The 24973-nt window shown below is 66.3% G+C and carries 22 protein-coding genes; 8 read left to right on the top strand and 14 right to left on the bottom strand.

Annotated elements, in window-relative coordinates:
* Positions 1-49: 49 nt before the first annotated feature.
* The 3 genes from IEV64_RS15185 to IEV64_RS15175 all read left to right on the top strand — a co-directional run bounded on the left by IEV64_RS15185 (position 50) and on the right by IEV64_RS15175 (position 1879).
* Positions 50-733, top strand: a complete 684-nt coding sequence (locus IEV64_RS15185; RefSeq protein ID WP_188424299.1) for a carbohydrate-binding family 9-like protein — start codon at positions 50-52, stop codon at positions 731-733.
* 170 nt (positions 734-903) lie between these two features.
* Positions 904-1557 (top strand): ThuA domain-containing protein, encoded by a 654-nt coding sequence (locus tag IEV64_RS15180; RefSeq protein WP_188424298.1) that lies wholly within the window; start codon positions 904-906, stop codon positions 1555-1557.
* Positions 1558-1636: 79 nt separating this feature from the next.
* Positions 1637-1879, top strand: coding sequence for a DUF8074 family membrane protein (locus IEV64_RS15175; protein WP_188424297.1), 243 nt, complete (start codon positions 1637-1639; stop codon positions 1877-1879).
* A 91-nt stretch (positions 1880-1970) separates the two neighbouring features.
* Here IEV64_RS15175 and IEV64_RS15170 read toward each other — a convergent pair whose 3' ends face one another.
* The 5 genes from IEV64_RS15170 to IEV64_RS15150 all read right to left on the bottom strand — a co-directional run bounded on the left by IEV64_RS15170 (position 1971) and on the right by IEV64_RS15150 (position 7726).
* Positions 1971-3404 carry a family 4 glycosyl hydrolase gene (locus IEV64_RS15170; protein WP_188424296.1) on the bottom strand — a complete coding sequence of 478 codons (1434 nt, stop codon included), beginning with the start codon at positions 3402-3404 and terminating at the stop codon, positions 1971-1973.
* A 63-nt stretch (positions 3405-3467) separates the two neighbouring features.
* Positions 3468-3932, bottom strand: a complete 465-nt coding sequence (locus IEV64_RS15165; RefSeq protein ID WP_188424295.1) for a universal stress protein — start codon at positions 3930-3932, stop codon at positions 3468-3470.
* Between the two features lie 105 nt (positions 3933-4037).
* A complete protein-coding gene (locus tag IEV64_RS15160; protein WP_188424294.1) occupies positions 4038-5174 on the bottom strand; it encodes a mandelate racemase/muconate lactonizing enzyme family protein in 1137 nt (378 codons plus the stop codon).
* Positions 5175-5309: 135 nt separating this feature from the next.
* Positions 5310-6551: a mandelate racemase/muconate lactonizing enzyme family protein gene (locus tag IEV64_RS15155; RefSeq protein ID WP_188424293.1), complete on the bottom strand. Its 1242-nt coding sequence runs from the start codon at positions 6549-6551 to the stop codon at positions 5310-5312.
* A gap of 122 nt (positions 6552-6673) precedes the next feature.
* Positions 6674-7726 (bottom strand): Gfo/Idh/MocA family protein, encoded by a 1053-nt coding sequence (locus IEV64_RS15150; RefSeq protein ID WP_188424292.1) that lies wholly within the window; start codon positions 7724-7726, stop codon positions 6674-6676.
* Positions 7727-7840: 114 nt separating this feature from the next.
* Here IEV64_RS15150 and IEV64_RS15145 point away from each other — a divergent pair, with 114 nt between their 5' ends.
* The 3 genes from IEV64_RS15145 to IEV64_RS15135 all read left to right on the top strand — a co-directional run bounded on the left by IEV64_RS15145 (position 7841) and on the right by IEV64_RS15135 (position 12243).
* Positions 7841-8779, top strand: a complete 939-nt coding sequence (locus tag IEV64_RS15145) for a dihydrodipicolinate synthase family protein (protein ID WP_188424291.1) — start codon at positions 7841-7843, stop codon at positions 8777-8779.
* 295 nt (positions 8780-9074) lie between these two features.
* Positions 9075-11024: a DUF8034 domain-containing protein gene (locus tag IEV64_RS15140; protein WP_188424290.1), complete on the top strand. Its 1950-nt coding sequence runs from the start codon at positions 9075-9077 to the stop codon at positions 11022-11024.
* 496 nt (positions 11025-11520) lie between these two features.
* Positions 11521-12243 carry a ThuA domain-containing protein gene (locus IEV64_RS15135; RefSeq protein WP_188424289.1) on the top strand — a complete coding sequence of 241 codons (723 nt, stop codon included), beginning with the start codon at positions 11521-11523 and terminating at the stop codon, positions 12241-12243.
* Between the two features lie 202 nt (positions 12244-12445).
* Here the strand turns inward: IEV64_RS15135 and IEV64_RS15130 are convergent, their stop codons facing one another.
* The gene (locus IEV64_RS15130; RefSeq protein WP_188424288.1) at positions 12446-12871 is read right to left on the bottom strand and encodes a DUF5518 domain-containing protein; all 426 of its coding nucleotides are present in this window, start codon (positions 12869-12871) and stop codon (positions 12446-12448) included.
* Positions 12872-13121: 250 nt separating this feature from the next.
* Here IEV64_RS15130 and IEV64_RS15125 point away from each other — a divergent pair, with 250 nt between their 5' ends.
* Together IEV64_RS15125 and IEV64_RS15120 are read left to right on the top strand one after the other, a co-directional pair.
* Positions 13122-13481 carry a cupin domain-containing protein gene (locus tag IEV64_RS15125; RefSeq protein ID WP_188424287.1) on the top strand — a complete coding sequence of 120 codons (360 nt, stop codon included), beginning with the start codon at positions 13122-13124 and terminating at the stop codon, positions 13479-13481.
* A gap of 36 nt (positions 13482-13517) precedes the next feature.
* On the top strand, positions 13518-14348 hold the full coding sequence (locus tag IEV64_RS15120) for a carbon-nitrogen hydrolase family protein (protein WP_188424286.1): 831 nt from the start codon (positions 13518-13520) through the stop codon (positions 14346-14348).
* A gap of 267 nt (positions 14349-14615) precedes the next feature.
* On the opposite strand, the gene IEV64_RS15115 is transcribed toward IEV64_RS15120, so the two are convergent.
* The 8 genes from IEV64_RS15115 to IEV64_RS15080 form a co-directional block, all read right to left on the bottom strand.
* Positions 14616-15008, bottom strand: coding sequence for a putative toxin-antitoxin system toxin component, PIN family (locus IEV64_RS15115; RefSeq protein ID WP_007274130.1), 393 nt, complete (start codon positions 15006-15008; stop codon positions 14616-14618).
* Between the two features lie 325 nt (positions 15009-15333).
* On the bottom strand, positions 15334-17637 hold the full coding sequence (locus IEV64_RS15110; RefSeq protein ID WP_188424285.1) for a pentapeptide repeat-containing protein: 2304 nt from the start codon (positions 17635-17637) through the stop codon (positions 15334-15336).
* Positions 17638-17853: 216 nt separating this feature from the next.
* A complete protein-coding gene (locus IEV64_RS15105) occupies positions 17854-18810 on the bottom strand; it encodes a hypothetical protein (RefSeq protein WP_188424284.1) in 957 nt (318 codons plus the stop codon).
* Between the two features lie 22 nt (positions 18811-18832).
* Complete coding sequence (locus IEV64_RS15100) at positions 18833-19381, bottom strand: hypothetical protein (protein WP_188424283.1); 549 nt, start codon at positions 19379-19381, stop codon at positions 18833-18835.
* Between the two features lie 6 nt (positions 19382-19387).
* Positions 19388-21205, bottom strand: coding sequence for a spermidine synthase (locus tag IEV64_RS15095; RefSeq protein ID WP_188424282.1), 1818 nt, complete (start codon positions 21203-21205; stop codon positions 19388-19390).
* Positions 21206-21262: 57 nt separating this feature from the next.
* Positions 21263-21988, bottom strand: a complete 726-nt coding sequence (locus IEV64_RS15090; RefSeq protein WP_188424281.1) for a hypothetical protein — start codon at positions 21986-21988, stop codon at positions 21263-21265.
* Positions 21989-22155: 167 nt separating this feature from the next.
* Positions 22156-23319: an aspartate-alanine antiporter-like transporter gene (locus IEV64_RS15085; protein ID WP_188424280.1), complete on the bottom strand. Its 1164-nt coding sequence runs from the start codon at positions 23317-23319 to the stop codon at positions 22156-22158.
* A gap of 250 nt (positions 23320-23569) precedes the next feature.
* The gene (locus IEV64_RS15080; protein WP_188424279.1) at positions 23570-24832 is read right to left on the bottom strand and encodes a glycosyltransferase family 2 protein; all 1263 of its coding nucleotides are present in this window, start codon (positions 24830-24832) and stop codon (positions 23570-23572) included.
* Positions 24833-24973 lie beyond the last annotated feature (141 nt).

Raw genomic sequence — 24973 nt, 5'->3', positions numbered from 1 at the left:
TCCGCCCGCGCCGGAACGCTCTTGCGGGCGGGTCGAGTGAGTGAGTCGTATGCGAACCTACGAGGTCAGCCGCATCGACGCGGCCAGAGCGGTCCCGCTGACCGGCGCGGTCGACGGGACGGTGTGGGAGCGGGCGAACGTCGCCCGGCTGGACGAGTACGCGTGGGGCGACGACCCCGGCCCGGAGACGACGGTCAGGGCGCTGTTCGACGCGGAGGCGCTCTCCCTCCAGTTCCACGTCGAGGACGACGAGATAACCGCCGACGTGACGGAGCTGAACGGGCCGACGTTCGAGGACAGCTCGGTCGAACTGTTCGCCACGCCAGACCCCCCAGACGACGGCTCTCCGGGCCGGTACTTCAACTTCGAGGCGAACTGCTGCGGCGCGTTCAAACTCGCGTGGCAGGAGCCGAACTGGCGCGAGCGCGACGTCGGCCGCGACCTCGTCGCGCCGGCCGACGCGGCGGCCGTCGAGGTCGAGACGTCAGTTCCCGGCCCGACGAAGACCGCGTCCCCGGACGACGACTCGTGGTGGCTCGCGGCGCGGCTCCCGCGGTCGACGCTCCGGTCGCTGACCGGCCTCCCAATCGAACTCGACTCGGGCACGGTCTGGCGCGGGAACTTCTACCGGAGCGGTCTCCCCGACGCGCAGAAGGGGACGTGGAACCGAATCGACCTGCCGGAGCCGACGTACCACTCCCCCGAGTTCTTCGGGCGCATCGAGTTCGAGTGAGCGGTCGCCCCGGTCGGCGAGGCGACGGACGGCGACAAACGGGAGATGACAGATAGGTGGCGACAGTCGGGCGACGACAGACAGGTAGCGATAGTCAGGGAGACAGTCGGGCGACCGCGGTCGTCACCGTCACCGAAACGGCTTTTCGCGCGGGTCGTGAACGGCGGACCATGCAACAGCCGTCAGCGCTAGTCATCGGAGAGACGACCTTCTCGTTCCACGACTTCGAGGAGATGCGACCGCACATCGAGTCCGCCATCGGCGACGCCGCCGAGGTGACCGCGACGACCGACAAAGACGCCCTCGCCGACCTCGGGAGCTACGACCTCGTCGTGGACTACCTGACGGACGCCACCCTGACCGACGAGCAGTCCGACGGCCTCCTCGGGTTCGTCCGCGACGGCGGGGCGTACCTCGGCCTCCACTGCGCCGCCGACCTCGTCAACGTCCACGACGGGAACGGCGGCCTCGACAAACGCGACGAGCCGTTTCCCGACCTCCGCGACCTCCTCGGCGGCCACTTTCTCACACACCCCGAGCGGTCGACGTTCGGCGTCGAAATCGTCTCCGACCACGCCGTGACCGACGGCGTCGGCGACTTCGAGGTGTTCGACGAGCCGTATCAGGTCGACGTGGACGACGACGTGACCGTGCTCGCGCGCATGAATCACCCCGACCTCACCGACTACCCGGTCGCGTGGGTCCGCGAGTACGGCGCGGGGCGAGTGTGTTACGCGTCGCTCGGCCACACCGCCGAGGCCTTCGAGAACGACGACTACCGCCGACTGCTCCGCAACGCCGTCGGCTGGCTGGTCCGCGACTGAGCGGGTCGGCCGCGGCATCGCCAGCGGCGTCGACGGCGGCGTGTGAACGTTTATCCCGGTCGGTTCCGAACGTCGGGACATGAACCTTCGAGCCGCCGACCTGACCGTATTCGTGTTCGTCCTCGGGGTCCTGCTCTCGGGGATGTGGCTGGCCCAGCAGTTCGGCATGGAGTGGTCGCCGACGCTGTTGGCCATCGTCGCCGTCGCCTCGGCCGTCTGGACGGCGTACTACCGGTTCGGCGTGGAGCCGCGGATCGACGCGAGCAGAGGAGACGAAAACGCCCGAAACGAGACGGGGGTCAGCGACGGCGCGGGGGAGTAACCCGAGTCGGACGGGCGAAACAGGCGGTCCGGAGCGGCGAACGAATCGGTGGCTCGGTCGGTGGAAGTCAGTGTGAGTCCGAGCCGGCCGCTCACGCCCGCAAGACAGACGCGTCGAGGTCGTAATCGGCGAAGTACTCCCGCTCCAGTTCGACGAGTTTCGCGAACAGCTCCTGCGCCTCGTCGCGCGAGACGGTGACGAGCGGTTCGTTGAGGAACGCCTGAAACGCGAGGTCGAGGTCGCCCTCGAAGCCCGCGCGCACCAGCGTCTCCTGGTTCGTGACGTGGGTTTCGACCATGCTCTCGACCTCGTCGGGCAGGCCGCCCGCACAGAGGGGCGTCACGTCGTCGCCGGAGAGGAGCGCGTTCGTCTCGACGACCGCCCCGTCTGGAAGGCCGTCGACCTGCCCCTCGTTGGGGTAGTTGAGGTGCGTGACGAACGTCCCCTCGCCGGCGAGCGCCCGCATGATGTCGACCGCCTCCTCGCCGGACTCGCGGAACTCGAACTCGGCGTCGCCTTCGAGGTAGCGCTCCATCTCGTCGGGGCCCTCGTCGTCGGAGACGCGGGCCGAACTCGGTGTGGTCCGAATTCCGTAGCGCTGGACCTCCTCGGCGTCGTCGATGCCCAGATACCACGGGACGAACTCCACGAGGTGGCGGTCACCCGCCGCGCCGAGGACGCCGAACCGGTCGTAGAGGTCGAAGGCGACCTCCCCGTTGTTCACCCAGTAGGACTCGGCGTCGAGGTCGCCCGGCTCGCGGTCGAAAAGCGGCTTCCGGCGTTCGAGTTCCTCGTCGAGGTACTGGAACAGGTCACGGTCGCGCCAGCGCGCCTCGTCGACCCACGTGAAGTGGTTGACGCCCTTGACGTTGACCCGGACCTCGTCGCGGGCGACGCCCTCGGCCTCGTCGATGTGGCGCTCCGCCAGCTCGGCGAACAGCTCCTGCGTCTTGAACACCTCGTGGCAGAGCCCGATGGCGTTGATGTCCGGGAACTCCTCGTAGAGCGCCCGCGTGCAGACCGTCATCGGGTTCGTGTAGTTGATGACCCACGCGTCGGGACAGCGCTCGCGGACCGTCGCCGCGATATCGCGGTACTGCGGAATCGCTCGCAGGGAGCGAATCGCTCCGCCGGGACCGACGGTGTCGGCGACCGTCTGGTAGATGCCGTACTCCTGCGGCACGTCGATGTCGTGGACGAACGTCTCACCGGGCGGGTCCTGAATCGAACAGATGACGAAGTCGGCCCCGTCGAGCGCCTTGTCCATGCTCCGGGTCGCCTCGAACGACCAGTCGCCGACCGCCTCCTCGCGGTCCATCACGCGGTTGCCGAGGAGGGCGTTCTTCGAGGCCATCTCGTAGTCGACGTCGTACAGCGTGACGCTCCCCGCGAGGTCCGGACACTGCGCGAGGTCGTTGATGAGCGTGTGGGCCCACCCCTGACTCCCGCCGCCGATGTAGCCGATGTCGATGGTTCGGGACGAACCCGACGGTACAGGCTCCGCTTGCTCCGACAGCTGATACATGTGATAACACGTGACGAGACGAGGTCGCAAATAGCTGTCGTTTCGGGGGGACCGGTCGCGCCGTCACTCGGTCAGGATGGTGACCGGCCCGTCGAAGTTGAGGACGACGCGCTGTGCGGTGTCGCCGAACAGCGCCTTGCCGGTCGGCGAGCGCTGTCGCCCGGCGACGTAGACGTGGTCACAGCCGCGCTCGTCGGCGACGCGAATCACCTCGTCGGCGAACTCGCTCTCCTCGGCGACGACGCTGACGGCGTCGTACTCGACGGTCCCGTCGAGCGATTCGAACGCCTCGTCTGCGGCCTGCGACGCGAACCGGTTTGCGACCTCCCGCGCGGAGTTCGACTCCAGCGACGTGTTGGCGGCGTCGCTCATCGCCTGCAACGTCTCGGCGTTCTCGACGAGTTCGTCCTCGGTGACGCGCGTGAGGAGCACGAGCGGCGTGTCCGTGCCGGCCGCGATTTGTCCCGCCTCGGCGAGGAGGCGTTCGTTGGAGTCCGCACTGTCGACTACGACTAACGATGACTGCATACCGGTGCAACGGTGCTCCGGCGCATAAAACTATCCCGCGAGGCGGGACAGAGCGGGGTCGGTTCGACGGCGCAATGAGCCGAGAAGCGAGTCAGCGACCCGAACTCAGCGGTCGGCCCGGTACCGTTCGACCGCGTCCTCGTCGATTTCGACGCCCAGACCGGGGGCCTCCGGCACGTCAACCTCGCCGCCGGTCGGGTCGAACGGGGTCTGCAGAATCTCGTCGCGGAGGGGGTTCTCGCTCCGGTCGAACTCGACCATCATCGGCTCCGGGACGTGCCGCGTGTGCGGGTAGTCCGAGACGGACGCCGCGAACTGGACCGCCGCGGCGAGGCCGACCGCGCTGTTCCAGATGTGGGGCCGGACCGCCACGTTCTCCGTGCTGGCGAGGTCGGCGATTCGGCTCGCCTCCGAGAGCCCGCCGCACCGACCGAGATTGGGCTGGACCACGTCGACCGTCCGGTCGTCCACGAGGCGCTTGAACTCGAAGCGGCCGTAGTGCGCCTCACCGGCCGCGAGGGGCACGTCGACGCCGCGTTTGACCTCGCGGTAGCCCGAGAGGTTCTCCGGCGGGACCGGCTCTTCCATCCACGTGATGTCGAACTCCTCGATGGCCTTCGCGGTTCGAATCGCCTGTCGCGGCCGGTAGTTCCCGTTGATGTCGACCATCAGCCGCGCGTCGTCGCCGAGGAGTTGGCGAGCGGTCCGAACCCGCTCCACGTCGGAGTCCGTGCCGTTGCCGATTTTTATCTTGGCCGCCGAGAACCCCTCGTCGACGGCGTCTCGAATCGGCTCGGCGATGTCGCGGTCCGCCTCGGTGAAGTACATCGTCGAGGCGTAGGCGGTGAGCGTCTCCCGCGGCGTCCCGCCGAGGAGCCGGTGGACGGGCTTGCCGGTCGCCTTGCCGACGAGGTCCCACAGGGCCACGTCGATGCCGCTGAGGGCGCTCTGGACGAAGACGCTCCCGCCGAAGTGGTACGGGTCTGTGTACGACTCCTCCGCGAGGCGTCGCACGTCGAAGGGGTCCATGCCGACCACGTCGTCGCGGAAGAACTCGTCGACGACGGGCGCGACGACGCTCCCCGGGGCGAACGCCTCGCCCCAGCCGACGTCGCCGGTGTCGGTGTCGACGCGGATGAGCGTCGTCGCCCTGTCGTGGCCGAACCCGCGGGCGTCGCCGAGGCCCTCGCCGTCGGGGAGGCGGTGCGATATCGGGATGACTTCGATGTCGGTTACGTGCATGAAAAATGAACCACGGAGAGACGCATTATAGCTTGTGCAGACGGCGAACGCGGCGAGACGGACGGGGCGGGAGCGCGAGGCAGACGAGGCGAGGCAGACGAGGCGAGGCAGACGAGGCGCGTTCGAATCGCCGGCTCAGTCCTCGTCGTAGTGGAACTCGGTCCACGGCCCCTTCTCGAAGGGGTAGTCGTCGAGTACGTCGAGGTTCACCTCGACGCCCAGCCCCGGCGCGTCGGACAGCGAGAGGACGCCGTCTTCGACGGCGGGTTGGCCCTCGATGATGTCGAACGCGAGGTCGAAGGGGTACATGCCGGGGTCGGTCTCGGCGTCGAGGAGCGGGTCGTCCTCGAAGACCGGATATTCGAGGAGCGACACCTCGGGGGCGGCCGCGACGAGATGCGCGTTGGCGAGCAGGCCGACCCAGGTCCCGAAGTTGTGCGGGACGAACTCCACGTCGCGGCCGACGCAGGACTCGACCGCGGGGCGACAGCCGGTGTAGCCGCAGTGGTGGCGAACGTCGCCCTGCAGGAAGTCGACCGCGCCCGTCTCGCCGAGCGCGACGAGGCCCTCTGGCGTCGGTTCGCTCTCGCCGCCGGCCAGCGGCGCGCCCGTCTCCGCGAGTTCGACGTAGCCCGCGTGGTCGTCGGGCGAGACGGGCTCTTCGACCCAGTAGCAGTCCCGCTCGGCGGCGAAGGTGACGACGTCTTCGACCGTCTCGCGGTCGTAGCCGTCGCGAATCTTCCACCACGTGTGCACGTCGAGCATCACTTCCATGTCGCCCGCGACGTCGGCGAGCAGTTCGACGGTGCGGCGGTCCCCGTCGGGGCCGATGCCCGGTCGGTACTTGTAGCCGAAGAAGCCGAGGTCGCGGATGGTCGCCGCCTGTTCGGCGTAGCCCTCGGGTTCCATGTACATCCCGGCGCTGGCGTACAGGGGCATCTCCGTCGTCGGGTCGGTGCCGTACTCGTCGGCGAGCAGTTCGTAGATGGGCGCGCCGACCTCCTTCCCGCGGATGTCGTACAGCGCCACGTCGAGCGCCGAGATGGCCTGATGGCGGAGTCGGTCGGGGAGGTCGGTGTCGCGGAGCATCGCGTGCGCGTCCTCGACTTCCTCGACGGTCTCGCCTTCGAGCGCGTCGGCGACCGCGCCGTTGACGACGTCCGCGAAGGTTCCCTGCGATTCGCCCTCGAAGTACTCCCGCATCGCGGAACTGCTCGCGCCGGCGGTGGCGATGCCGCGGGTTCCGTCGGTCGACTCGACGACGACGAGCACCACGTCGCGTTTGAGCAGGCGACGAGTGCCGCCGTGGAAGGGGCGGTCCTGCGGCGGTTCGATGGGTGACGAGAGAGCGTATCCGCTGACAGTCGCGATTCGCATACCTCTACAGACTCGGCCACCACAATAAAACTCCGCCTCGCAACAGGAGACGCGGGGAGAAGACAGCCGAGAGGAGAGGAGAGGAGAGGAGAGGAGAGGAGAGGAGAGGAGAGGAGAGCGCGCTACTGGAAGACGTCGGACGCGAACGGGTAGAGCTCGTCGAGGGCGACGCGCTCGTTCCGCCGACCCGACTCGTAGGTCGCCATCGTGATGAGCACCGCCTTGAGGCCGTCGCGGGCGGTCGCGGGCGGCGTCTCGCCGGTCTCTATCGCGTCGAGGAACGCGGTGCCCTTGCTCAGCCACCGCTCGTAGCCGTCGTAGGGATGGTGTTCGGTCCCCTCGTCGTCGATGACGTAGCCGGTCCGGTCGTCCCACTCGTGGCCTTCGAGGTATATCGCCCCCTCGTCGTCCCAGATGTGGACGTGCTCGCGGGTCCGCGCGACGACGCCCGTGTCGGAGACGTTCGCTATCGCGCCCTCCGCGAACTCGATGTTGATAGAGGACTGGCGGTCGAACACCTGCTCGTCGTCGTGGAAATCGACGTAGGCGTTGACGTGCGTCGGCGTGAGGCCGGTCGTCCAGAGGATGGCGTCGATGACGTGCGTGCCGACGTTCAGGAGGTGGCCGCCGCCGCTCAGTTCGGGGTTCATCCGCCAGTCGTCTTCCTTCTCGTAGTAGGACTGCCAGTCGTGGGTCACCTCACCGGTGATAAACCGCGGGACGCGGTCGCCGTCGGCCCACTCGTCGCGGGCGCGCTTGTAGGCCGGGTTGAAGTGTCGCTGGTAGCCGACCATCACGGTTTGGTCGCTCGCCTCGGCGCGGGTCGTGAGTTCGTAGGCCTCCTCGGCGTCGGTCGCGAGCGGCTTCTCGCAGAGGACGTGCAGGCCGCGGTCCAACACGGCCGAGGTCTGCTCGTAGTGCAGGCCGTTGGGCGTCGCGACGGCGACGGCGTCCATCGGGGCCGAATCGAGGAACGCCTCGAACGACCGGTAGCGGTGCGCCTCGGGAACGTCGAAGGAGTCGCCGACCTCGGCGAGGCCGTCGGGGTCCACGTCGGAGATTGCGACGAGTTCCGACCGGGGGAGTTCGACGAACTGTTGACAGAGCCGACGACCGAGGCTTCCGAGGCCGACGACTCCGACGGCGATTGGAGACGAGTCTGTCTGACGCGGCATGGGTTCGACTACAGAGATGGGGCAGATAACTGTTTTGACGGTCCTCGGGCGCTCGTGGTCGCGCTCGACCCCCCTGTCCGAAGATTTTATGCGCGAGTGCCCGGTGGTTCGGGTATGCCACTCGCAGAGAGCGGTGTGCGCGAGCACCTGCGCGGCGTCGCCGCCGGGCTCCTCACCCCGTTCGACGACGACCTCGACATCGAACACGACGAACTGGCAACGAACGCGACGACGCTCTACGACCGGGGAATCCGCACGTTCCTCGCGTCGGCGAACATCAGCGAGTACCACTCGCTGTCCCAGCAGGAACGCGTCGACGTGACGGAGACGGCCGTCGATGCGCTCCCGTCCGACGTGTGCGTCCTCGCCGGCGTCGGCGGGAGCACGGCGGGCGCGCGGGAACTCATCGAAGCCTACGACCGCATCGGCGTCGACGGGATGATGATAATGCCGCCGGACCACACGTACGTCCACGAGCGCGGCCTGCTTCGCTACTACGAGAAACTCGCAGACGCCTCGTCGGCCCCGCTGGTGCCGTACGTCAAGGGATTCGACCCGTCAATCAACTATCTCCGTGACCTCGCGGGGCTCGACGGCGTGGTCGGCATCAAGTACGCCATCGAAGACGCCGTGAAACTCGGCGCGGCCGCCAGCGCCACCGGCGACGACGTGGTCTGGGTGGACGGCCTCGCCGAACCCTTCGCCGTCTCGTTCTGGAACGAGGGCATCGAGGGATTCTCGGCGGGCGTGAGCAACTTCCGGCCGGAGGTCGGGCTCGAACTTTTCGACGCACTCACCGAAGAGAACTGGGAGCGCGCCCGCGAGCTTCGGAACATCTGTCTGCCCTACCAGAACTTCCGCGACCAGACTGGACAGAACAACACCCTCGATGGCGCTATCAGCGTCCCGGCGGTGAAGAAAGGCCTCGAACTGGCCGGCCTGCACGGCGGGGGAGTCCGCGAGCCGATTCGCCCGCTGTCGGCCGACGACGAGCGCCGCGCCGAAGAACTGTACGACCAACTCGACGACGATATCGAGCGCCTCATCGACTGAGCGCGACCGACGGAAGACGCCGACCGACGACAACCAACGACCGACGACAACCAGCGACCGACGACAACCAGCGACCGACGACAACCAGCGACCGACCGACCGAGGGCCGCGAGAGCGACTGGCATAACCGCGGTAGCGACGAGGTCGAGCCGCGCGGTGTCGGCACGGTGAGTGACGACTGAACCGGGAGGTTCGCCGACGACGCGGTCGGACGGAGCGTCGTCGCCCGAACCCCCGGAGCGCCGCGACTCGCGCGACCCAAATATTCATCACCCGAGACGCGGGGTATGTTGGCATGCGCGAGTTCGAAGCGACCGCCGAGGCGACTCGACCGCCGACGTGGGCGCACAAACAGCGAGCACTGTTCGACCTGACGGCCGACGCGGTCGACCGATTCGTCGACGACTACACCGGCCCCGACGGGGAGCCGTTCTGGCCGCCGGACGACCACGTGGGCGTCGACGGCTTCGACGACGTGGTCGAGGGGTTCTACAACTGGCCGCTCGTGTACGCGATGGGCGGCGACGAACGCCTGCTCGACCACGCCCGTCGCGTGTACGAGTCCGCGTTGGAACGCGGCGCGGCGACGGAGACGCCGTTCGGCCATCCGATGGTCGTCGACGAGTTCGAACAGTGCCGCGACTGGTTCCACCTCGGGGAGGGCAACCTCTACACGTACAACATGGGCCTCGCCGCGCCCGACGACGACGCGGTCGTCGACCGAGCGACGAAGTTCGCCGACCTCTACACCGCCGACTCGGAGACGGGGAACTACGACGCCGAAAATCGGGTGGTCCGCGGGCCGATGAACGGGAGCATGGGCCCGGAGTTCTGCGACTTCTCCGCCTACGAACACCACCCCTACGGCGCGGACTACCGCTGGGCCAGACACGGCCTCCCGTGGCGGGATTTAGAGTTCGACGAGGCCGCGGACCTCCTCGACCCGGCGAACGAAGAGCGCCTGTTCGAGGTGCTGAACGAGCGCTGCGCGAAGGGCGATATCCCGCTGAACCTCAACATCACGAGCCTGATGACGAACGCCTATCTCCACACGGGCGACGACGACTACCGGGAGTGGGTGACCGACTACCTCGACGCGTGGCGGGAGCGGACGGCCGAAAACGGCGGCATCATCCCCGACAGCGTCGGGCGCTCCGGTGAAATCGGCGAGTACACCGACGGCTCGTGGTACGGCGGCTACTACGGCTGGTCGTGGGGCGGGTGGCACTACATCGGCATCGGGCCGACGGTCGCCGCCGAGAACGCGGTCCTGCTCGAAGGCGACAGAGAGTATCTCGACTTCCCGCGGTCGCAACTCGACATCCTCGTCGAGAACGGCATCGAAGTCACCGAAGACGACGTACACAGCACCCTCTACATCCCGCACAAGTACGGCGGCGAGGGAGACTACCACTACGACGCCTCGGGCGTCCTCACGGAGGACGACGGGGAAGTGCTGTGGCGGGACGGCTGGTACGAGTTCCAGCCGCACACCGACGACCCCTACGCGGTCCACCTCTGGTACATGTCGATGCGCGAGGAGGACCGAAAGCGGGTCCGCCGGCTCCGCGACTGGGGGAAGCAGGACTGGCGGCGGGTCGACCCGCGCGCGAAGACGAAACACGACGACGGCCACGAGTACGCGTGGCTCGCCTACCTCGACGGAGAGTTCCCGGACTACCCGGGCCGAATCCTCGACGCGACGCGCGAACACGTCGACGAGCGACTGCGCCTGTTCGACGCCGAGGGGAACGAACCGACGACCGTCGACGAGGACTACCTCAGAGACCGGAACCCGGCGTTCCACAAGGCCCTACTCCAACTCACCATGGGTGCGCCACAGCCGGTCTACTACGGCGGCCTCGTCATGGCCCAGGTGCGCCACTTCGACGCCCGAAGAGAGCGACCGGGACTGCCGGCGGGCGTCGCCGCGCTCGTCGAGTCGGTGACGAGCGAGGGGGTCGAACTGACGCTCGTCAACGCCGGCGCGAGACGGGAGGAGGCCGTCGTCCAAGCCGGCGCGTACGGCGAACACCGATTCACCGCGGTCGAGACCGACGGGGCGGAGCGGGGCGTCGACGACGGCGAGGGTGACGCGGACGAGACAAGCGACGGGAGAGACAACGGCGCGGACGCGCTCCGGGTGCGACTCCCCGCCGGAAGCCGAATGTCGATTCGCGCCGGCCTCGACCGCTTCGTCGATGACCCGAGTTACGACCACCCGTGGTCGGAGACGGGGTCGTAAGCGGGGCTCCGGCCGCGTCGCGCGGAGTTCGGAAGACGCGTACGAGGATTCGAAAACCGCAGATTCGTTCCCATCAGGGGAACGTCAGTATTCGACGTGTGGAATCTCACTATTCGGGAGAGCGACTGAGAAGTCTCGAAACCGGCGATTAGCTATCAAGCCGTCTCGGACCGGAAACTCCGAGCCGAACGCTGTTCCCGTATCGGGAATTATTAATCAGGGAGTATCATGTGAATGCGGGACAAGGGCCGTGAGAGAAGCCCACCAGACCGACATTACATGCATACGTCTGTAACGCAAACGGGTCGAAATATCGGGGGCGACAGCTCGTAGTTCGTCAGCTATGATAGCTGAAATCCAATATTCGTCGCCGATAGCCGTTCTTCTCTCTTATTACACGTTGTTCCCGATTGGGGAACGTATTTTGCGAGTGAACGAGGACCGCCGTCACGCTCGGGGTGAGAGAATTTATCAACGGGGGCGAACAGTATGGCGCATGCCGACACGAGTCACCGTCTGGAACGAGAACGTCCACGAGCGAGAGGAACCGGAAGTCGCGGAGCGGTATCCGAAGGGAATCCACGGGACCATCGCGGAGCATCTGGAGGGACCGGACCGCGAGGTGCGAACGGCGACGCTACAGGAGCCCGAACACGGGTTAGACGAGGAGACGCTGGACGCGACGGACGTGTTGGTCTGGTGGTCTCACTGCGCCAACGACGAGGTGACAGACGCCGCCGCGGAGCGCGTCGTCGACCGCGTCCACGAGGGGATGGGCTTCGTCCCGCTCCACTCGGGGAAGAACTCGAAGCCGTTCACGCGGCTGATGGGCACGACCTGCAACATCAAGTACCGCCACGGTGGCGAGCGCGAACGCGTGTGGGTCGCGGACCCCGGCCATCCCATCGCCGACGGCCTCGACGAGCAGTTCGTCATCCCGGCGACGGAGACCTACGGCGAGCCCTACGACATCCCGGAACCCGACAGGACCGTCTTCATCTCGTGGTTCGAAGGCGGCGACGTGTTCCGCTCCGGCGTCTGCTATCGCCGCGGCCGCGGGCGAATCTTCGCGTTCCGACCGGGCCACGAGGAGTACCCCATCTTCCACCAAGACGAGGTCAAACGGGTCATCGACAACGCCGTCGAGTGGGCGGCACCGACCGAGGGCGCGTCGGCGCGGTGGGGGAAGACCGACCCGCTCGAACCCGTCGACGAGTGAGCGGAGCGTCGCGCGTCGCCGCGGAGACTGTTCCCCGCTGAGGAACGAATATCACCATCGTTGCTGAACGAATTCGTATTCTCGTCGCTGGGAGAACCGAGGTGATGTCCGAGCTCGGAATCGAGCATCAACACCGACCAATATATCAGTTTCAAATATATATCTAGATTTTGGTAATTCGGTATGAGCTATCGCGAGGAGGCTACGACGTACTCACGGGAGAGTTCCACCGTGAGGCAACGGCTCGGACCACCCACCCGCCGATTCGACCGCATCCCAGACCGAACACGGAGGCGAGACACAGGACTGCTCCGCCGGCGAACGCGAAGAACGCGACTCTGGACAGCGGCCACGCGGCCGTCGTTCCCTTCGTCACCGCGAATATGACCAGTTCTAGAACACCACCAAGAAAACCGGCGTAGAGTCCGGAAGCGTCCGAATCCGCCGAACGGGCCGCGGCGACGACTCCCGCGATGACCGACCCGAATATCATCATACCGGCACCGACGGTCGTCTCCGAGTTCGGGAGCCAGTTCACCACGGCACTGACGGGAAGCGAGGCTATCACCCCGACGAGCGCGGCGTTCCATTCCGGAGAGAGGGCCCTGAAGCGGGGAATCGAGACCATACGCACGTATGTAAGACTGGTAAGATTTTATACTCTTGGTGGGGTTCGACGGCGGGGTGCGAACTGTACTCCGCGTCTGAGCAGTTCGTGGTATGTTCGCAGACTGTGGAGCTGTCAGGTCGGCGGACTTCCGGTAGTCGATAGCTATCTGAATTAATATATTAACTCGGTTCACAAAATTCTCTTACATTTTATGAGCAGATTTCGATACCGACGAAAGTGATACTACCACGGCCGGGGTACGTGTTCTATGACAGACAGTACCGAAGTCGACGAGCTAGTCGTCACGGAGCTTTCCGACGCGGAATCCACAGCGCTCGAAGCCGGCCGCACGGAGTCGGTCGACCTAAGCGACGTGGCGGTCACGCGGGCGACGTTGGAACCGGGATGGGGAACAGAGGACGGCCACGGTGAGACAGAGCTCGACTACTGTCAGAACGCACACGACATCTACGTCGTCTCCGGGACGCTCGGTCTCGAACTGGACGACGGGACGCGGACGGAGATTGCCGCCGGCTGTGCCGCGACCATCCCGCCGGGGCACCACGGCTGGACGGTCGGAGACGAGCGACTCGTCTATCTGGAGTTCGACCCGAGCGAGCAACCGTGAGTACCATACCGTCGGTCCGCGTAGCGTTCCGACGAGATGTCCCGATTCGTCGCGGCCGCGTGCCAGTTAGACTCGCGAGACGACAAGGCGGCGAACGTCGAGCGGGCGCTCGAACTCCTCGACGAGGCCGCGGCCGACGGCGCTGACTTCGTGGTGTTCCCGGAGATGACGACCTTTATCGGCCCGGAAGAGCGGTTCGCCGAGGTCGCGGAGTCGCCCGACGGACCCACCGTACAGCGATTCTCCGAAAAGGCCCGCGAGCACGGCGTCTTCGTCCACACGGGCAGTTTCTTCGAGCGGATTCCCGACGACGACCGGGTGTACAACACGTCGGCGCTCATCGGCCCGAGCGGCGAGGTGCTCGACACCTACCGGAAGGTCCACCTGTTCGACATCGAACTCGAGGGGAGCGTCGAACACCGCGAGTCCGACCACGTCGCGCCCGGCGACCGGGCGGTGACGGTCGACACCGACCTCGCGACGTTCGGCCTCTCTATCTGTTACGACCTCCGGTTTCCGGGACTCTACCGGACGATGGCGCAGTCCGGCGCGAACGTGCTTCTCGTCCCCGCGGCGTTCACGATGCACACCGGCAAAGACCACTGGGAACCGCTCCTTCGCGCCCGCGCCATCGAGAATCAGGCGTACGTCATCGCGCCCGGCCAAATCGGCGACAAGCCGTCGTGGGTCGAGACCTACGGCCGCACGCTCGTCGTCGACCCCTGGGGGAACGTGATTTCGAAGGCGCAGGACCGCGAGGGGGTCGTCACGGCGACTATCGACCTGTCGCATCTGAACGAGGTTCGCCGCGACATGCAGACGCTCCAGCACGCGCGTCCGGACGTGTACGAGCGGTCGGACGAATGAGTAGGGTGAGCGAATGAGCGACGGTGACGAGAGTCTGAAACGTCTTGTTCAGCGAGTTCTTCCGAGTCCACAACAGCCAAGATGACGAACCAGTAAGCGCGACCCCGGCGAGTCTGGTGGACGGAGGGACCATGTGATAATGAGTGATCGAATTATTATCGATTTTTTGGGAAATTTTAACAGCGGTTGAGGTGGCACCTCTACGCTCAGATCGTGTTTTGTGACACCAGTCGAGATAGCTCCATCGAGAACACCGTTCCTGTGAGGTCAGTCAATCAAATCTTCCGGTGCAACAGCGCCGTGATCGAGCAATTCCCCGTCGAAGGTGACCATGGTCGCATCAACGTCGTTCGCTAATGCGAGAAGCACACAATCTATTGTATAGAGCAGATTGTCTCGCTGTAATTCATACGCCGCAATCTGGTCGCTGATTTCGGGCGCGTAGATGTCCACGCGACCGTAGATATCCGACAACACCGACTCGACGCGGGATTGCTCAACGCGCTTCTTCTTCGTCATTACTGACCGAATTTCCATGAGATTCAGAATGGAGGTACAGAACTCGTGGCTTTCGTTGAGCAACTGTGTCGCAATCTCACCACGACCCGGTTCATCAGTCAAACTAGCAATAAAGACATTTGTATCGACGAAGACCTTCATTCTCGGCTTCGTTCGTCACGTACCGCTTCAACGGAATCAACTTCAACATCTGCAAGTCGACCTGAAAGTAGATCACCGAGTCGAGCCTGAGGCTCGTCATCTTCGGACGATTCGTCGGTCCAATTCGGCGGTGTTGCGTAGCTACCCATTGACGGTGATTGCAGACGTGCCTGTAAATCGCTTTCTCTATTCAGAATTTCACTCCGCTAAATGCACTAAGACGGGTGTCGGTTTGCTGAACACCCTCTGCCCGGGTCGCACAATTCTATCAGGTCCTAATGAGTTCAACAGCGCCGCCGGTCCGAATACGGGCCGCCCGGCGCGATTAGCTCCCGCCGAGCACGCGCTTGAACAGCGTGAACGTGAGCAGGGTAAAGAACAGGCCATTCAACATCCCCTGACTCGCCGCGAGCACGCGCGCCGCCGGGCCGAGCGGGTTGACGTCGCCGTAGCCGACCGTGCTGAAGCTGATGTAGCTGTAGTAGACGTTGTCGAAGAGCACTTCCATCGTCGTCTTGTCGACCGCGGCGGGGTCGAAGACGCTCCCCGCCTGCGTCAGAAACGGACCGCCGAGAGCATAACACAGTCCGAACAGCGCCGGGAGGAGGAACGTGAACGCCGCGATTCGCGGGAGTCGGTTGCCGTAGCCGCAGGTGACCTGCATGAGCGTGTTCAGCCCCACGCTGGCGACCTTCTTGCCGCGGGACCACGTGTTCAGCGAGTACTCGTTGAGGATGATGTCGAAGTTCTTCTGGCGGTTGTAGTAGTAGCGCTTGAACTCGAACTCGCGGCTCGCGGGGGTGTCGCCGACGGCGTTGGCGCTGTCCTGCGCCTTCCGGTAGGTCTCCTCGGCGATTTCGGGCGTCAGTTCGACGGCGAACTGGCCGGTCGCGCCGTTGCCGACGAAGTCGTGGATAGTCCAGTCGTTGCGTTCGAGGTAGCCGTGGTGGTCGCTGAAGTCGAAGCGGTCGAACTCGGTGAGACAGAAGCGGAAGTGGTCCAGAAGCTCGTGTTCGTTGCCGTCGCCCTCGAGCGTCAGGTCGCCGATGGTCGCGCGGGTGAGGTCGTACGGCGTCGGCTCGCCGGAGCCCTGCGAAATCGTGCCGCCGTCGAGCGTCGCGTCGGTGAAGTCGAGGTAGGTGTCGCGGTCGCCGACGAGCACGCGGAAGCGCGCCGTCTCGAAGTCCGACTGCCGGAAGTCCGCCCGGTCGCGGAACGTCGTCTCCCAGAACGACGCGCTCGTGAAGTTCGCCGCCTCGAACTCCGCGCCGGCCTCGAAGGTCGCCTCGTTGAACGAGGCGTTGGCGTCGAGGTGCTGTAGTTCGCCCTCGAAGAACGTTCCGCGGAAGGAGGCGAGGCCGTGGAACGTGGCGGTCTTGAACGTCACGTCCTCTTCGAACCGCGCCTCGCCGAACCGGGCGTTAGATTGGAACTCGACCGCCTCGAAGGAGGCGTCACAGCCGAACGTCGCTTCCTCGGCGACGACGGCGTCGCGGAACTCGCTCTCGTCGAAGTTCGCTTGCCCGCCGAACGACGCCAGAGAGAGGTCGAACGCCCCGTCGACGCGGAGACGGTAGCAGTCGGTGCGGGCGGTGAACGTCGCGCGGTCGAAGTTGAGTTCGCCCTTGAACACGGCGTCCTTGAAGTCCGAATAGCGGAACCGCGCGAGTTTGTAGTCGGCTTCGCCCTCGAACGTCGCGCCCTCGAACGTCACGTCGTCGTGAGTCGTCCGGCTCCCGCCGTTGAACTCGACGCCGCGAAACTCGGCCAACTGCATGAAGCGGGCGTCCGCGAAGCTCGCGTCGTCGCCGAACCGCGCCTCGTCGAAGTCGGCCATCTCGTCGAAGCGGACGCCGTCGAACCGCGCGTCGCCCTCGAATTCGACGTGTTCGAAGTCCGAGCCGGCGGTGAACCGCGCGCCCTCGAACGTCACGTAGTTAAAGATGGCCTGTCTGAAGCTCGCGTCGTCGCGGAACGTCGCGTCCGCGAACGTGATGTTGTCGTCGAGGACGTGACTGCTCCCGCTGGTCTCGGCGTCGCGGAAGCGCGCCGTGCCGTGGAACGTCGCGTCCGCGAAACTCGTGTCGCCCTGGAACGCCGTCTCGTCGCATCGGACCTCGCCGCGGAACGTCGCCGCCGAAAAGCGAACGTCCTGTTCGAACGTCGCCTCGTCGGCCGTCACCGCGCCGGTGACCGTCACGTCGCGGGCGTCCACGTCGCCGGTGACGACCGCCTCGTCGAGTTTGAGGCGACCGACCGTCGCCTCGCGGAGAATCAGCCCCTGGTCGAGGTGGCCGTGAGTGAGGTCCAGCCCCTCGATGTCGGCGTGCTGGAAGTTGAGGACGTGGTTCGTCGCGCCGTTGACGTCCTGGTAGGTGAGCGAGAGGTGCGGGAGGTCCGCGCCGACGTACTCGTTGACGCGGGTGTCGGGCGACTGGAGGTTCGCCCGGAGTTCGTCGACGATGTCTTCGCCCGTCACGTCGAGCGAGGCGCGCTCGTCGCGGCTCATGTGGAACACACAGAACTCGCTTTCGGGGTGGGACTCGTGCGGACACTCCCACGTCGTCTGGAGGTGGGCGTCGGTCTGCACCGACGGGTCGAACGTGTACCGGCACGACGAAGAGGACATCAGCGCCGGCGTGGACTCATTTCTCGACATGGCTGGGGAGGGGCGGTCGGGTACGCTGTGGACAGCGGGTGTGGCGGGAACTGCGATCGAGGCGGGCGGGTCGGGGTCGGAGTCGGCGAGCGCGCTCGGGCGCCGGGGCGACGCTCGACCGCGCGGACAGTCGTGTATGCAACAGTGTCTGGTGAGTTGATATATATCTTCGGACGACCGCCGGCGTCAGTCGAATATCTCGCGGCGCTCGGACGCCGAGAGCTCGGCGTGAATCGCGTTGGGCGAGCAGTGTTCGCACTCGCGGGCGGGATTAGTGCTCCGCTCGAAGGCCCAAAGCGGCCGCCCGAAGAGGAAAAACGCCTCCATCTGGTGGCGCTCGATGATGGCCTCGGCGGGCTTGCCGCAGTTCGGGCACCACTCGTCGCCGTCGGCCGGCTCTTGGAACGTCACCTTCCGACGACCGAACCCGGCGTTCGAGTAGGCCTCGCTTCGGGACATCTCGACGAGGTCTTCGGCCGGGTAGGGGTCGGCGTCGACGGCGTTGTCGAAGCCGGTGTCGGTCTCGACGCTCGACGCGAGGTACGGCCCGACGCTGACGGTGTTGTCGTAGCCGACGAAGTGAACCGAGACCGCCGCGCCCCGGCCCTCGACCCGCACCTCGTGGCCGTGGCCGACGAGGTAGAGCTCCACGTCGGAGGTGACCTTCGTGAGGTCGATGTCGTGAGCCATACCGACCGCGTAGACGCCCGTGTCGGGGTCGGTCGCGCTCCCCGACTGCTTCCAGCCGAAGGTGGACACGTCGTAGTCGTCGGGGGCGGTAACGGGCGTCCCCTCGCCCGCGTAGACGTTCTCCGCGCCCGGCGCAGAGACCGCGCCGTCGGCGGCGTCGGCCGCGATGAACACGTCTTCGGCGTCGTCGAGGCGCACGTCGCCGTCGACAGACTGGACGTAGCCGTCTTCGAGACTGCCGCGAATCTCGGTCTCGACGGCCGCGTCGCCGACGGCCGCGTCGTCGCTCACCGGGGCGTGGGTGAAGACGTACTCGGCGTTCTGCACGGTGAGGTCGCCGGCGACGCTCGCGCCGCCGACGAACACGTCCGCGGGGTCGCGGAGTTCGACCGGGGGTCGTTCGGAGCCGTTGAGCGTCACGTCGCCGTCGTAGGTGGAAGCGTTTCGGGTCATCGGTGGGTCTGTCGTTCGGGAGTTATCGCTGAGTCGCTCGTCTGGGCGTCATCGTCGTCTCGGTGTACAGCGCGAGGTCGTGCTCCGGATAGGTGTGGTACGTCTCGTAGCCGCCGTCTGCGACGCGGATAGTGGTCCACGCCTCCGGGTCGAACCGATAGGCGACCGTCGCCGCCTCCGGACCGGGGAAGGCGTCGAGCGGTCGACCCTCCACGACCGTTCGGGCGTCGAGCCGGTCGCTCTCGAAGCTGAACTCGCGTTCCGCGCCGGCGGACAGCGGCGTCCGGTGCGTCCGCTCGTGCGGCAACGGCTTGCACGAACACAGCTCGTGGAAGCCGAGCGCCGGCAGGCCGACGTAGTGGGACTCGCCGATAACGGTGAGGACCGCGGGTTCGCCCGCGAGCGTCGCCGGGGCGACCGTCTTCACGTCCACGGCCGTCAGGTCCGGCGCGTCGGCGCTGTAGCCGAAGTACAGTTCCGTCGGTGTCTCGGCCGGCTGAGACGAGTCGGTGCCGGCGGGCGGTTCGGTTCCGGCGGGCGGTTCAGTGGGAGAGGTCGGGTGGGAGGGCATGGGTGGTCAGGTATCGACGAGGATGTCGTAGTTCGGGTGGAAGATGGAGTTCTCGCGGACGCCGCGGTAGTGCGGGACCGCGTGCCACTCGACTGCGCCGTAGTGCTCCTCACGGGCGCGGACGTACCGGGTCGCGCCGTCGCCGGTGAGTCGGGGGCGGTCGCCGGCGGCGAGCACGTAGAACTGCTCGACGCGCTCGGTCTCGCCGTCGTCGTCGAGGTCCTCGCGCACCCAGTACGAAAGCTCTCGGGTGAAGCCCGCGGCCCCGACGGTGTTGACGAACGCCTTGTGGTGTTCGGGGTAGGAGTCGGGCGAGTAGCCCCACGTCACCGCAACGCCGTCCTCGGAGAGGTGCGTCCGGACGGAGCGGTAGAACTCCGTCGAGTAGAGCGTGAGCAGGTCGTCGTCGGTCGCGCCGGGGATGTCGAGCAACACGAGGTCGTACGTCTCGTTCGTCTCTTGGAGGTAACGGTAGCCGTCGGCGACCGTCGTGTTCAGTCGGTCGTACTCGTAGGCGTCGTCGTGCCAGCGGCGGAAGAACGGGTCCGTCTTCGCGTCGCGCATGAACTCGCCGTCGAGGTCGACGTGGTCGACGGTGACGCCGTACTCCCGCAGGTGGTCGATGGCGATCCAGTCGCCGCCGCCGACGACGAGCACCTTCGTCTCGGGACCGGGGTCGACGAGCGACATCGGCACGTCGACCAGCCCCCGATGGTAGCTGTCGGCCCAACTCTCGCAGAGTTGGACAGCCGCGCCGAGGCGGAGACACTGCTCGGTTCGCCCGTCGAAGTACGGGTTCGGCCCGGTGCCGGTCCACGTGCGGTCGTACCGGATGACGTGCTGGTAGGCGGTCGTCTCCTGCGAGGTGACCGTCGCGCGCATCGCGCCCGGCGAGTACTCGTTTTCTATCTGCTGTTCGAGGTAGAGTTGCGACAGGCGCTCGTCGGCGACGTCGTGTTTGGCGACGACGCCCGCGTAGGTCGCCGTCAGGAGCAGACAGACGACGAGGAGCGACTTCGAGACGCGAGCGGCCGAGAGCGAGCGGTCGCCTCGCGCGCTGGCGGCCGCGTTCCCGGCGGTGGCAACGCTGTCACTCGCTCCGGCGTCGCTGAAGGGCCACCACGACCACTCGCCGAAGTGGGCGACGAAGACGAGCGCGGCGACTCCGTTGAGGAGCGCCAACACGAATATCGTCGGGATGAGGCCGAGGCCGGGATAGAGGACGCGGGCGTAGACGACGGCACCGGCGAGGCCGCCGACGTAGTCCATCGCGAGGATGACCGAAAGCCCGCTTCTTCGGCCCTCGGTCCGCTCGACGGTCCAGAGAGTGCCGACGGCGGCCACGACGGAGTCGTGAACCCGCGCGCCGGCGTCCCGGAGCCACGAGGGCGTCGTCGACCCGTCGTCGTCGAGGTCGTCGAACATGCGGGTCAAAAGCGGGAGTTCGAACCCGGAGAGGAACCCGACGGCGACGACCGGCAGGCGGGCGACGGTCCAGACGAGTTCCGCGGGCACCGCCTGCGGGATGCGGACGCTGTTGAGGCCGACGATGAGCAGGAAGCCCGCGGGTGCGGCGGCCGCGAGCAACACCTCGGTGCGGAAGAAGTTCCCGCCGAGGGTCGCGCCGTCGAGGTCGTCGGAGAGCGCCGCGCCGATGCCGAGGCTGAAGAAGTACAGGCCGACCGTGATGACGTACTGGGTGACCGTCCCGCCGTACATCACCGTCAGAAGCTCCGAGTAGACGAACTCGTAGGCGAAGCTACAAAAGGACACCACGAAGGTGAGCGTCAGGAGCGTCGCCGTGTCAGTTCGTTCGTGAGACATCGATTGCGGGCGAGTGGGTGCGTGATGGAGGGCGAAGGGGACGCGCGTCAGCCGCGCTCAGATGCGCGGGGAGACTTTCCACTCTTCTTCGATGGAGTACCCCGCGTCGCCGATGCCGTCGGTGACTTCGAGGTCGTAACACTCCCAGCGGAAGTCGTGGTTCACGTCGTCGCCGACGACGTGCGCGCCGACGCGGTACCAGCCGTCCTGTCCGAGCTGGCTGTCGTCGTCGATGTCGTACTCGACGGTGTCGTTCGGATCCTGAATCTCGCGGTCCCACGGCACCGGGCCGGCGTCGGGCGCGTCGTCCCGCATCGCCGCGGTCGACCCGAGGTAGGCGACGCCGAGCGCGGCGACGCCGACGGGGAACCGACTCACCTGGTTGGCGTTGTTCTCGTACCAGTCGTCGGCGTAGTCGCCGCCGTGGTACCACGCGTGGCCGTGGACCGTCCGCGGGGCGGAGGCGTAGCCGCCCGTGCCGCGGCCGGTCGCGCCGCGGCCGCCGCCGCCGCCGCTCTTGCCTTTCGCGCTCGCGACCCCGACGGGGCTGAGCGCGGCGAGCGACTGCGGGTCGAACCCTGACAGCGACGACTGGTCGGCGGCTTCGTAGCGGGACATCACCCACGTCTGGTCGGCGAGGTCGACGACGAGCGAGCCGTCGGACGCCTCGAAGTCGGAGACGACGCTCGACTTTCGCGGGGGAGGTGAGTTCGAGCCGAGACAGCCGGCGAGTCCGCCGACGGCCCCGAGACCGGTCAGTTGGAGGAACGTACGACGCTTCATGGGGACTCTCGTCTCTGTCAATCAGAAAACTAGGATAACAGTCTTGTGGTTCGATACGTCTTTCGGGAAAGAAAATATCGCCAGCAGACCGGAGCGACGCGATACGTTTGCGGGAGAGCCACCGCGAGGGCGGTGGTGCCGCGGCCGCGTCGAACTCACGCGAGTGGCTACGCGGCCAGCGGGATGATGATGACGAGGAGCTTCGCGTAGACGACCATGAACAGGAGCGCGAAGGGGTAGGTGTTGCCGTAGCCCGCCGCGACTTCGTCGGCCCCGGTGGCGTCGACGGCGGCCGCGAGTCCCTTCGTGTCGGTGTGACCGCCGGTGATGCCGCCGGCGGCGCTAATCCAGTCCATACCCCAGACGTACCGCGTGAGCGCGAGCCCGGCGATGATGGCGATAAAGCTCGTCAGCGCCGAGGCCGCCACGATTTGGAGGCCGTACTCCGCGATGGTCGCGAGGAAGCCGCCGCCGGCACCGATGCCGACGACCGCGAGGAACATCGCCAGCGTGAACGCCCGAATCTCCGAGAGGATGCCGGTGTCCATGCGCGTCGGCACGGGGCCGACCCGGCCGAAGTAGCCGAAGACGAGCGCCGCGACGAGGACGCCGCCGGTCGTGCCGAGCGAGGGCGTGCCGAACGGTCCCATCGGAATCGGAATCGACCCGACGACCGCGCCGGCGACGATGACGAGCGCGTAGCCCATCACGCTGAACGTCACCTCGGTGACCGACGAACCCGATTCGTCGTCGGTGCCGCCGATAGCCTCGTCGAAGCGGCGTTTTTCCTCATCGAGGTCCAGCCGGGCGACGACGGGGTACAACTGCTGGAACACGACGATGACGAGCACGCCGACGACGTAGCCGACGGAGTGGCCGATTTGGTAGTCCTGCCGGGCGGCCGCGGGGAGCGCTTCGATGGCCGACCCCAGCCCTGGACTGCTCGTCAGCGCGCCCGAGAACGACCCCATGATGAGGGGGGTCGACGCGTTGGGGAAGACGAACTGCGTCCAGACGTAGGTGAGCGCCAGCGCGACGGTCGGCATCAGCACCGCGACGGCGACGAAGTTGAGCCCGTACGCCTTGACGGTCCCCTCGATTTCGTGGGCCGCGATGAGGCCGACGGCGGCGACGAACAGCGCCAGCGTGAGCCCGCTGTACGCGTCGGGGACGGTGAAGCCGAAGTGGCCGAGCACCAGTCCCGCAAAGAGCGGCCCGGCGACGCCGAACTTGACGCCGCGGACGCTGATTTTGCCGAGCCCCATCCCGATGAGCACCGCGAGGAACAGGACGAACAACCCGTTGCCGACGAGCGACTCGACTACCGCCACGGGCGTTCACCCCCGGTACCGAGACGGTGCACGCGAGGGGTCGGACCGCCCCCGGCCGAGCGGCGTGAACGATGATGACAAACTTGTTTTCTCGGTGACATTCGAGTTGGGATTCGCGGATGGGACGGATAAGGCTTGATTCGATTCCCGCGGGATGGCGACGCCGGAAAATCGATGTACGGCAACGTTCACGCTGTATTCTACGGGATATTATCAGCCGCCACTTCGAGACGGGTCGAGCGGCCCACAATCAATCATAATCGGTGTGAAATGATTCGCGGAGTTCGGTCGTAAATCGATTCACGTCCAACTGTTCCGGCAGGTCGTTCCGGCCGTCGTGGTCCGTGAGCGAACCGGGTTCGAACGCGGGGTTGCGCTCTTCGACCGTCTCCAGGGGGACCTTGGTCGTGACGGTGAAGTGTTCGACCGGCGAGACGAACCCCCAGAGCGCGCCCGCAGTGTTGAGGACGACGAGAACCGGCGTCCACGGAACCGCGAGGAGCGTGAGCTTCGACTCGGACCAGTAGCTCGCGACGCCGACGCCCGTCACGACGAACAGCGTGGCGAACTCGACGAGCGAGCCGACGCGGTAGAGCATCAAGTCGGGGAGCGCGCCGGGGACGAGAAACGTGACGACCGTTATCAGCGGGATGAGCGGCGAAAATCCCCACGCGACGAGGCGGAACTGCAGGAATAGCTGATAGTGAAGTGGCAACAGGTCAGAATCCTGCCGCGTCCCCGAGAACCACCGGCGGCGCTGTTTGAGCATCGTCGTCACCGACGGCGGAGCCTGATTGCGGAACTTGCAGTTCAGCACGGTGAAATCGAGGTCCGACGCGCTGGCGGCGCGCCACGCGAAGTCCGTGTCCTCAGTGATGGTCTTCGAGTCCCACGTGATTTCGTTTTCGAGGCGCGTCCGAATCGCGATGCCGCCGCCCCACGCGTACAGCGGGAAGCTGAATCGGCCGAACGCCCGCTGTTCGCGCTGGTAGCCGATGCGGAACACCTCCGAGAGGTACGTCACCCACGACCCGGTGTACAGCGGAAGCTCCGTAATCTGGACGATGTCGCCCTCCGGCAACCCCTCGAAGTTCGCCATCAGCGTGTCCTCGTCGAGGTAGAGGACGAACTCCTTGTCACAGGGAATCTCGCGGCGCGCCCATTCGAGCGCCCGGCCCTTGTGGGTAGCCGTGCAGGAGAACTCCTCCGGGACGACGTGGACCGACGCGCCGTCCACCGAAATCGGCTTCTCGGCGACGACCCGCACGTCCGCGAGGTCGTCGGGGACCGCGTTGACCGTCGATTGGACGATGTTCGCCGCGTCGATGGTGATGACGCGCACTTGGATGTCGTCGTAGCCGTAGACGACGTCGCCGGCGGCGATAGCCCGTCGCCACGCGAGGACGAGCACCTCGACGAACCACGTGAACACCGACGCCGAGTAGAGGACGAAGACGGTCCAGACGAGCATCAGGAGGACGAACACCGCCAGTTCGGGCTGGACCTCGAACATGTAGATGAAGCGTACATTTTGAGAGTAATGAATGTGCGGACTGCGGAATCGGCCGCCTCGATGCGAGCGGACGACCGTCGGGTGCCCGACGAGGCGACGCAGTGCCGAAATGTGAGAACCAGCACAACCCACTTCCCCGGT

The organism is Haloferax sulfurifontis, assembly GCF_014635105.1.
Taxonomy (GTDB): domain Archaea; phylum Halobacteriota; class Halobacteria; order Halobacteriales; family Haloferacaceae; genus Haloferax; species Haloferax denitrificans.
Note: the sequence above shows the minus strand (reverse complement) of the source record. Positions and strands in the feature narration are given on the sequence as shown.

What these genes read in the sequence shown, in the direction of transcription:
- IEV64_RS15185 (WP_188424299.1), top strand. Translation starts at nt 50, where the DNA reads ATGCGAACCTACGAGGTCAGCCGCATCGACGCGGCCAGAGCGGTCCCG.
- IEV64_RS15180 (WP_188424298.1), top strand. Translation starts at nt 904, where the DNA reads ATGCAACAGCCGTCAGCGCTAGTCATCGGAGAGACGACCTTCTCGTTC.
- IEV64_RS15175 (WP_188424297.1), top strand. Translation starts at nt 1,637, where the DNA reads ATGAACCTTCGAGCCGCCGACCTGACCGTATTCGTGTTCGTCCTCGGG.
- IEV64_RS15170 (WP_188424296.1), bottom strand. Translation starts at nt 3,404, where the DNA reads ATGTATCAGCTGTCGGAGCAAGCGGAGCCTGTACCGTCGGGTTCGTCC.
- IEV64_RS15165 (WP_188424295.1), bottom strand. Translation starts at nt 3,932, where the DNA reads ATGCAGTCATCGTTAGTCGTAGTCGACAGTGCGGACTCCAACGAACGC.
- IEV64_RS15160 (WP_188424294.1), bottom strand. Translation starts at nt 5,174, where the DNA reads ATGCACGTAACCGACATCGAAGTCATCCCGATATCGCACCGCCTCCCC.
- IEV64_RS15155 (WP_188424293.1), bottom strand. Translation starts at nt 6,551, where the DNA reads ATGCGAATCGCGACTGTCAGCGGATACGCTCTCTCGTCACCCATCGAA.
- IEV64_RS15150 (WP_188424292.1), bottom strand. Translation starts at nt 7,726, where the DNA reads ATGCCGCGTCAGACAGACTCGTCTCCAATCGCCGTCGGAGTCGTCGGC.
- IEV64_RS15145 (WP_188424291.1), top strand. Translation starts at nt 7,841, where the DNA reads ATGCCACTCGCAGAGAGCGGTGTGCGCGAGCACCTGCGCGGCGTCGCC.
- IEV64_RS15140 (WP_188424290.1), top strand. Translation starts at nt 9,075, where the DNA reads ATGCGCGAGTTCGAAGCGACCGCCGAGGCGACTCGACCGCCGACGTGG.
- IEV64_RS15135 (WP_188424289.1), top strand. Translation starts at nt 11,521, where the DNA reads ATGCCGACACGAGTCACCGTCTGGAACGAGAACGTCCACGAGCGAGAG.
- IEV64_RS15130 (WP_188424288.1), bottom strand. Translation starts at nt 12,871, where the DNA reads ATGGTCTCGATTCCCCGCTTCAGGGCCCTCTCTCCGGAATGGAACGCC.
- IEV64_RS15125 (WP_188424287.1), top strand. Translation starts at nt 13,122, where the DNA reads ATGACAGACAGTACCGAAGTCGACGAGCTAGTCGTCACGGAGCTTTCC.
- IEV64_RS15120 (WP_188424286.1), top strand. Translation starts at nt 13,518, where the DNA reads ATGTCCCGATTCGTCGCGGCCGCGTGCCAGTTAGACTCGCGAGACGAC.
- IEV64_RS15115 (WP_007274130.1), bottom strand. Translation starts at nt 15,008, where the DNA reads ATGAAGGTCTTCGTCGATACAAATGTCTTTATTGCTAGTTTGACTGAT.
- IEV64_RS15110 (WP_188424285.1), bottom strand. Translation starts at nt 17,637, where the DNA reads ATGTCCTCTTCGTCGTGCCGGTACACGTTCGACCCGTCGGTGCAGACC.
- IEV64_RS15105 (WP_188424284.1), bottom strand. Translation starts at nt 18,810, where the DNA reads ATGACCCGAAACGCTTCCACCTACGACGGCGACGTGACGCTCAACGGC.
- IEV64_RS15100 (WP_188424283.1), bottom strand. Translation starts at nt 19,381, where the DNA reads ATGCCCTCCCACCCGACCTCTCCCACTGAACCGCCCGCCGGAACCGAA.
- IEV64_RS15095 (WP_188424282.1), bottom strand. Translation starts at nt 21,205, where the DNA reads ATGTCTCACGAACGAACTGACACGGCGACGCTCCTGACGCTCACCTTC.
- IEV64_RS15090 (WP_188424281.1), bottom strand. Translation starts at nt 21,988, where the DNA reads ATGAAGCGTCGTACGTTCCTCCAACTGACCGGTCTCGGGGCCGTCGGC.
- IEV64_RS15080 (WP_188424279.1), bottom strand. Translation starts at nt 24,832, where the DNA reads ATGTTCGAGGTCCAGCCCGAACTGGCGGTGTTCGTCCTCCTGATGCTC.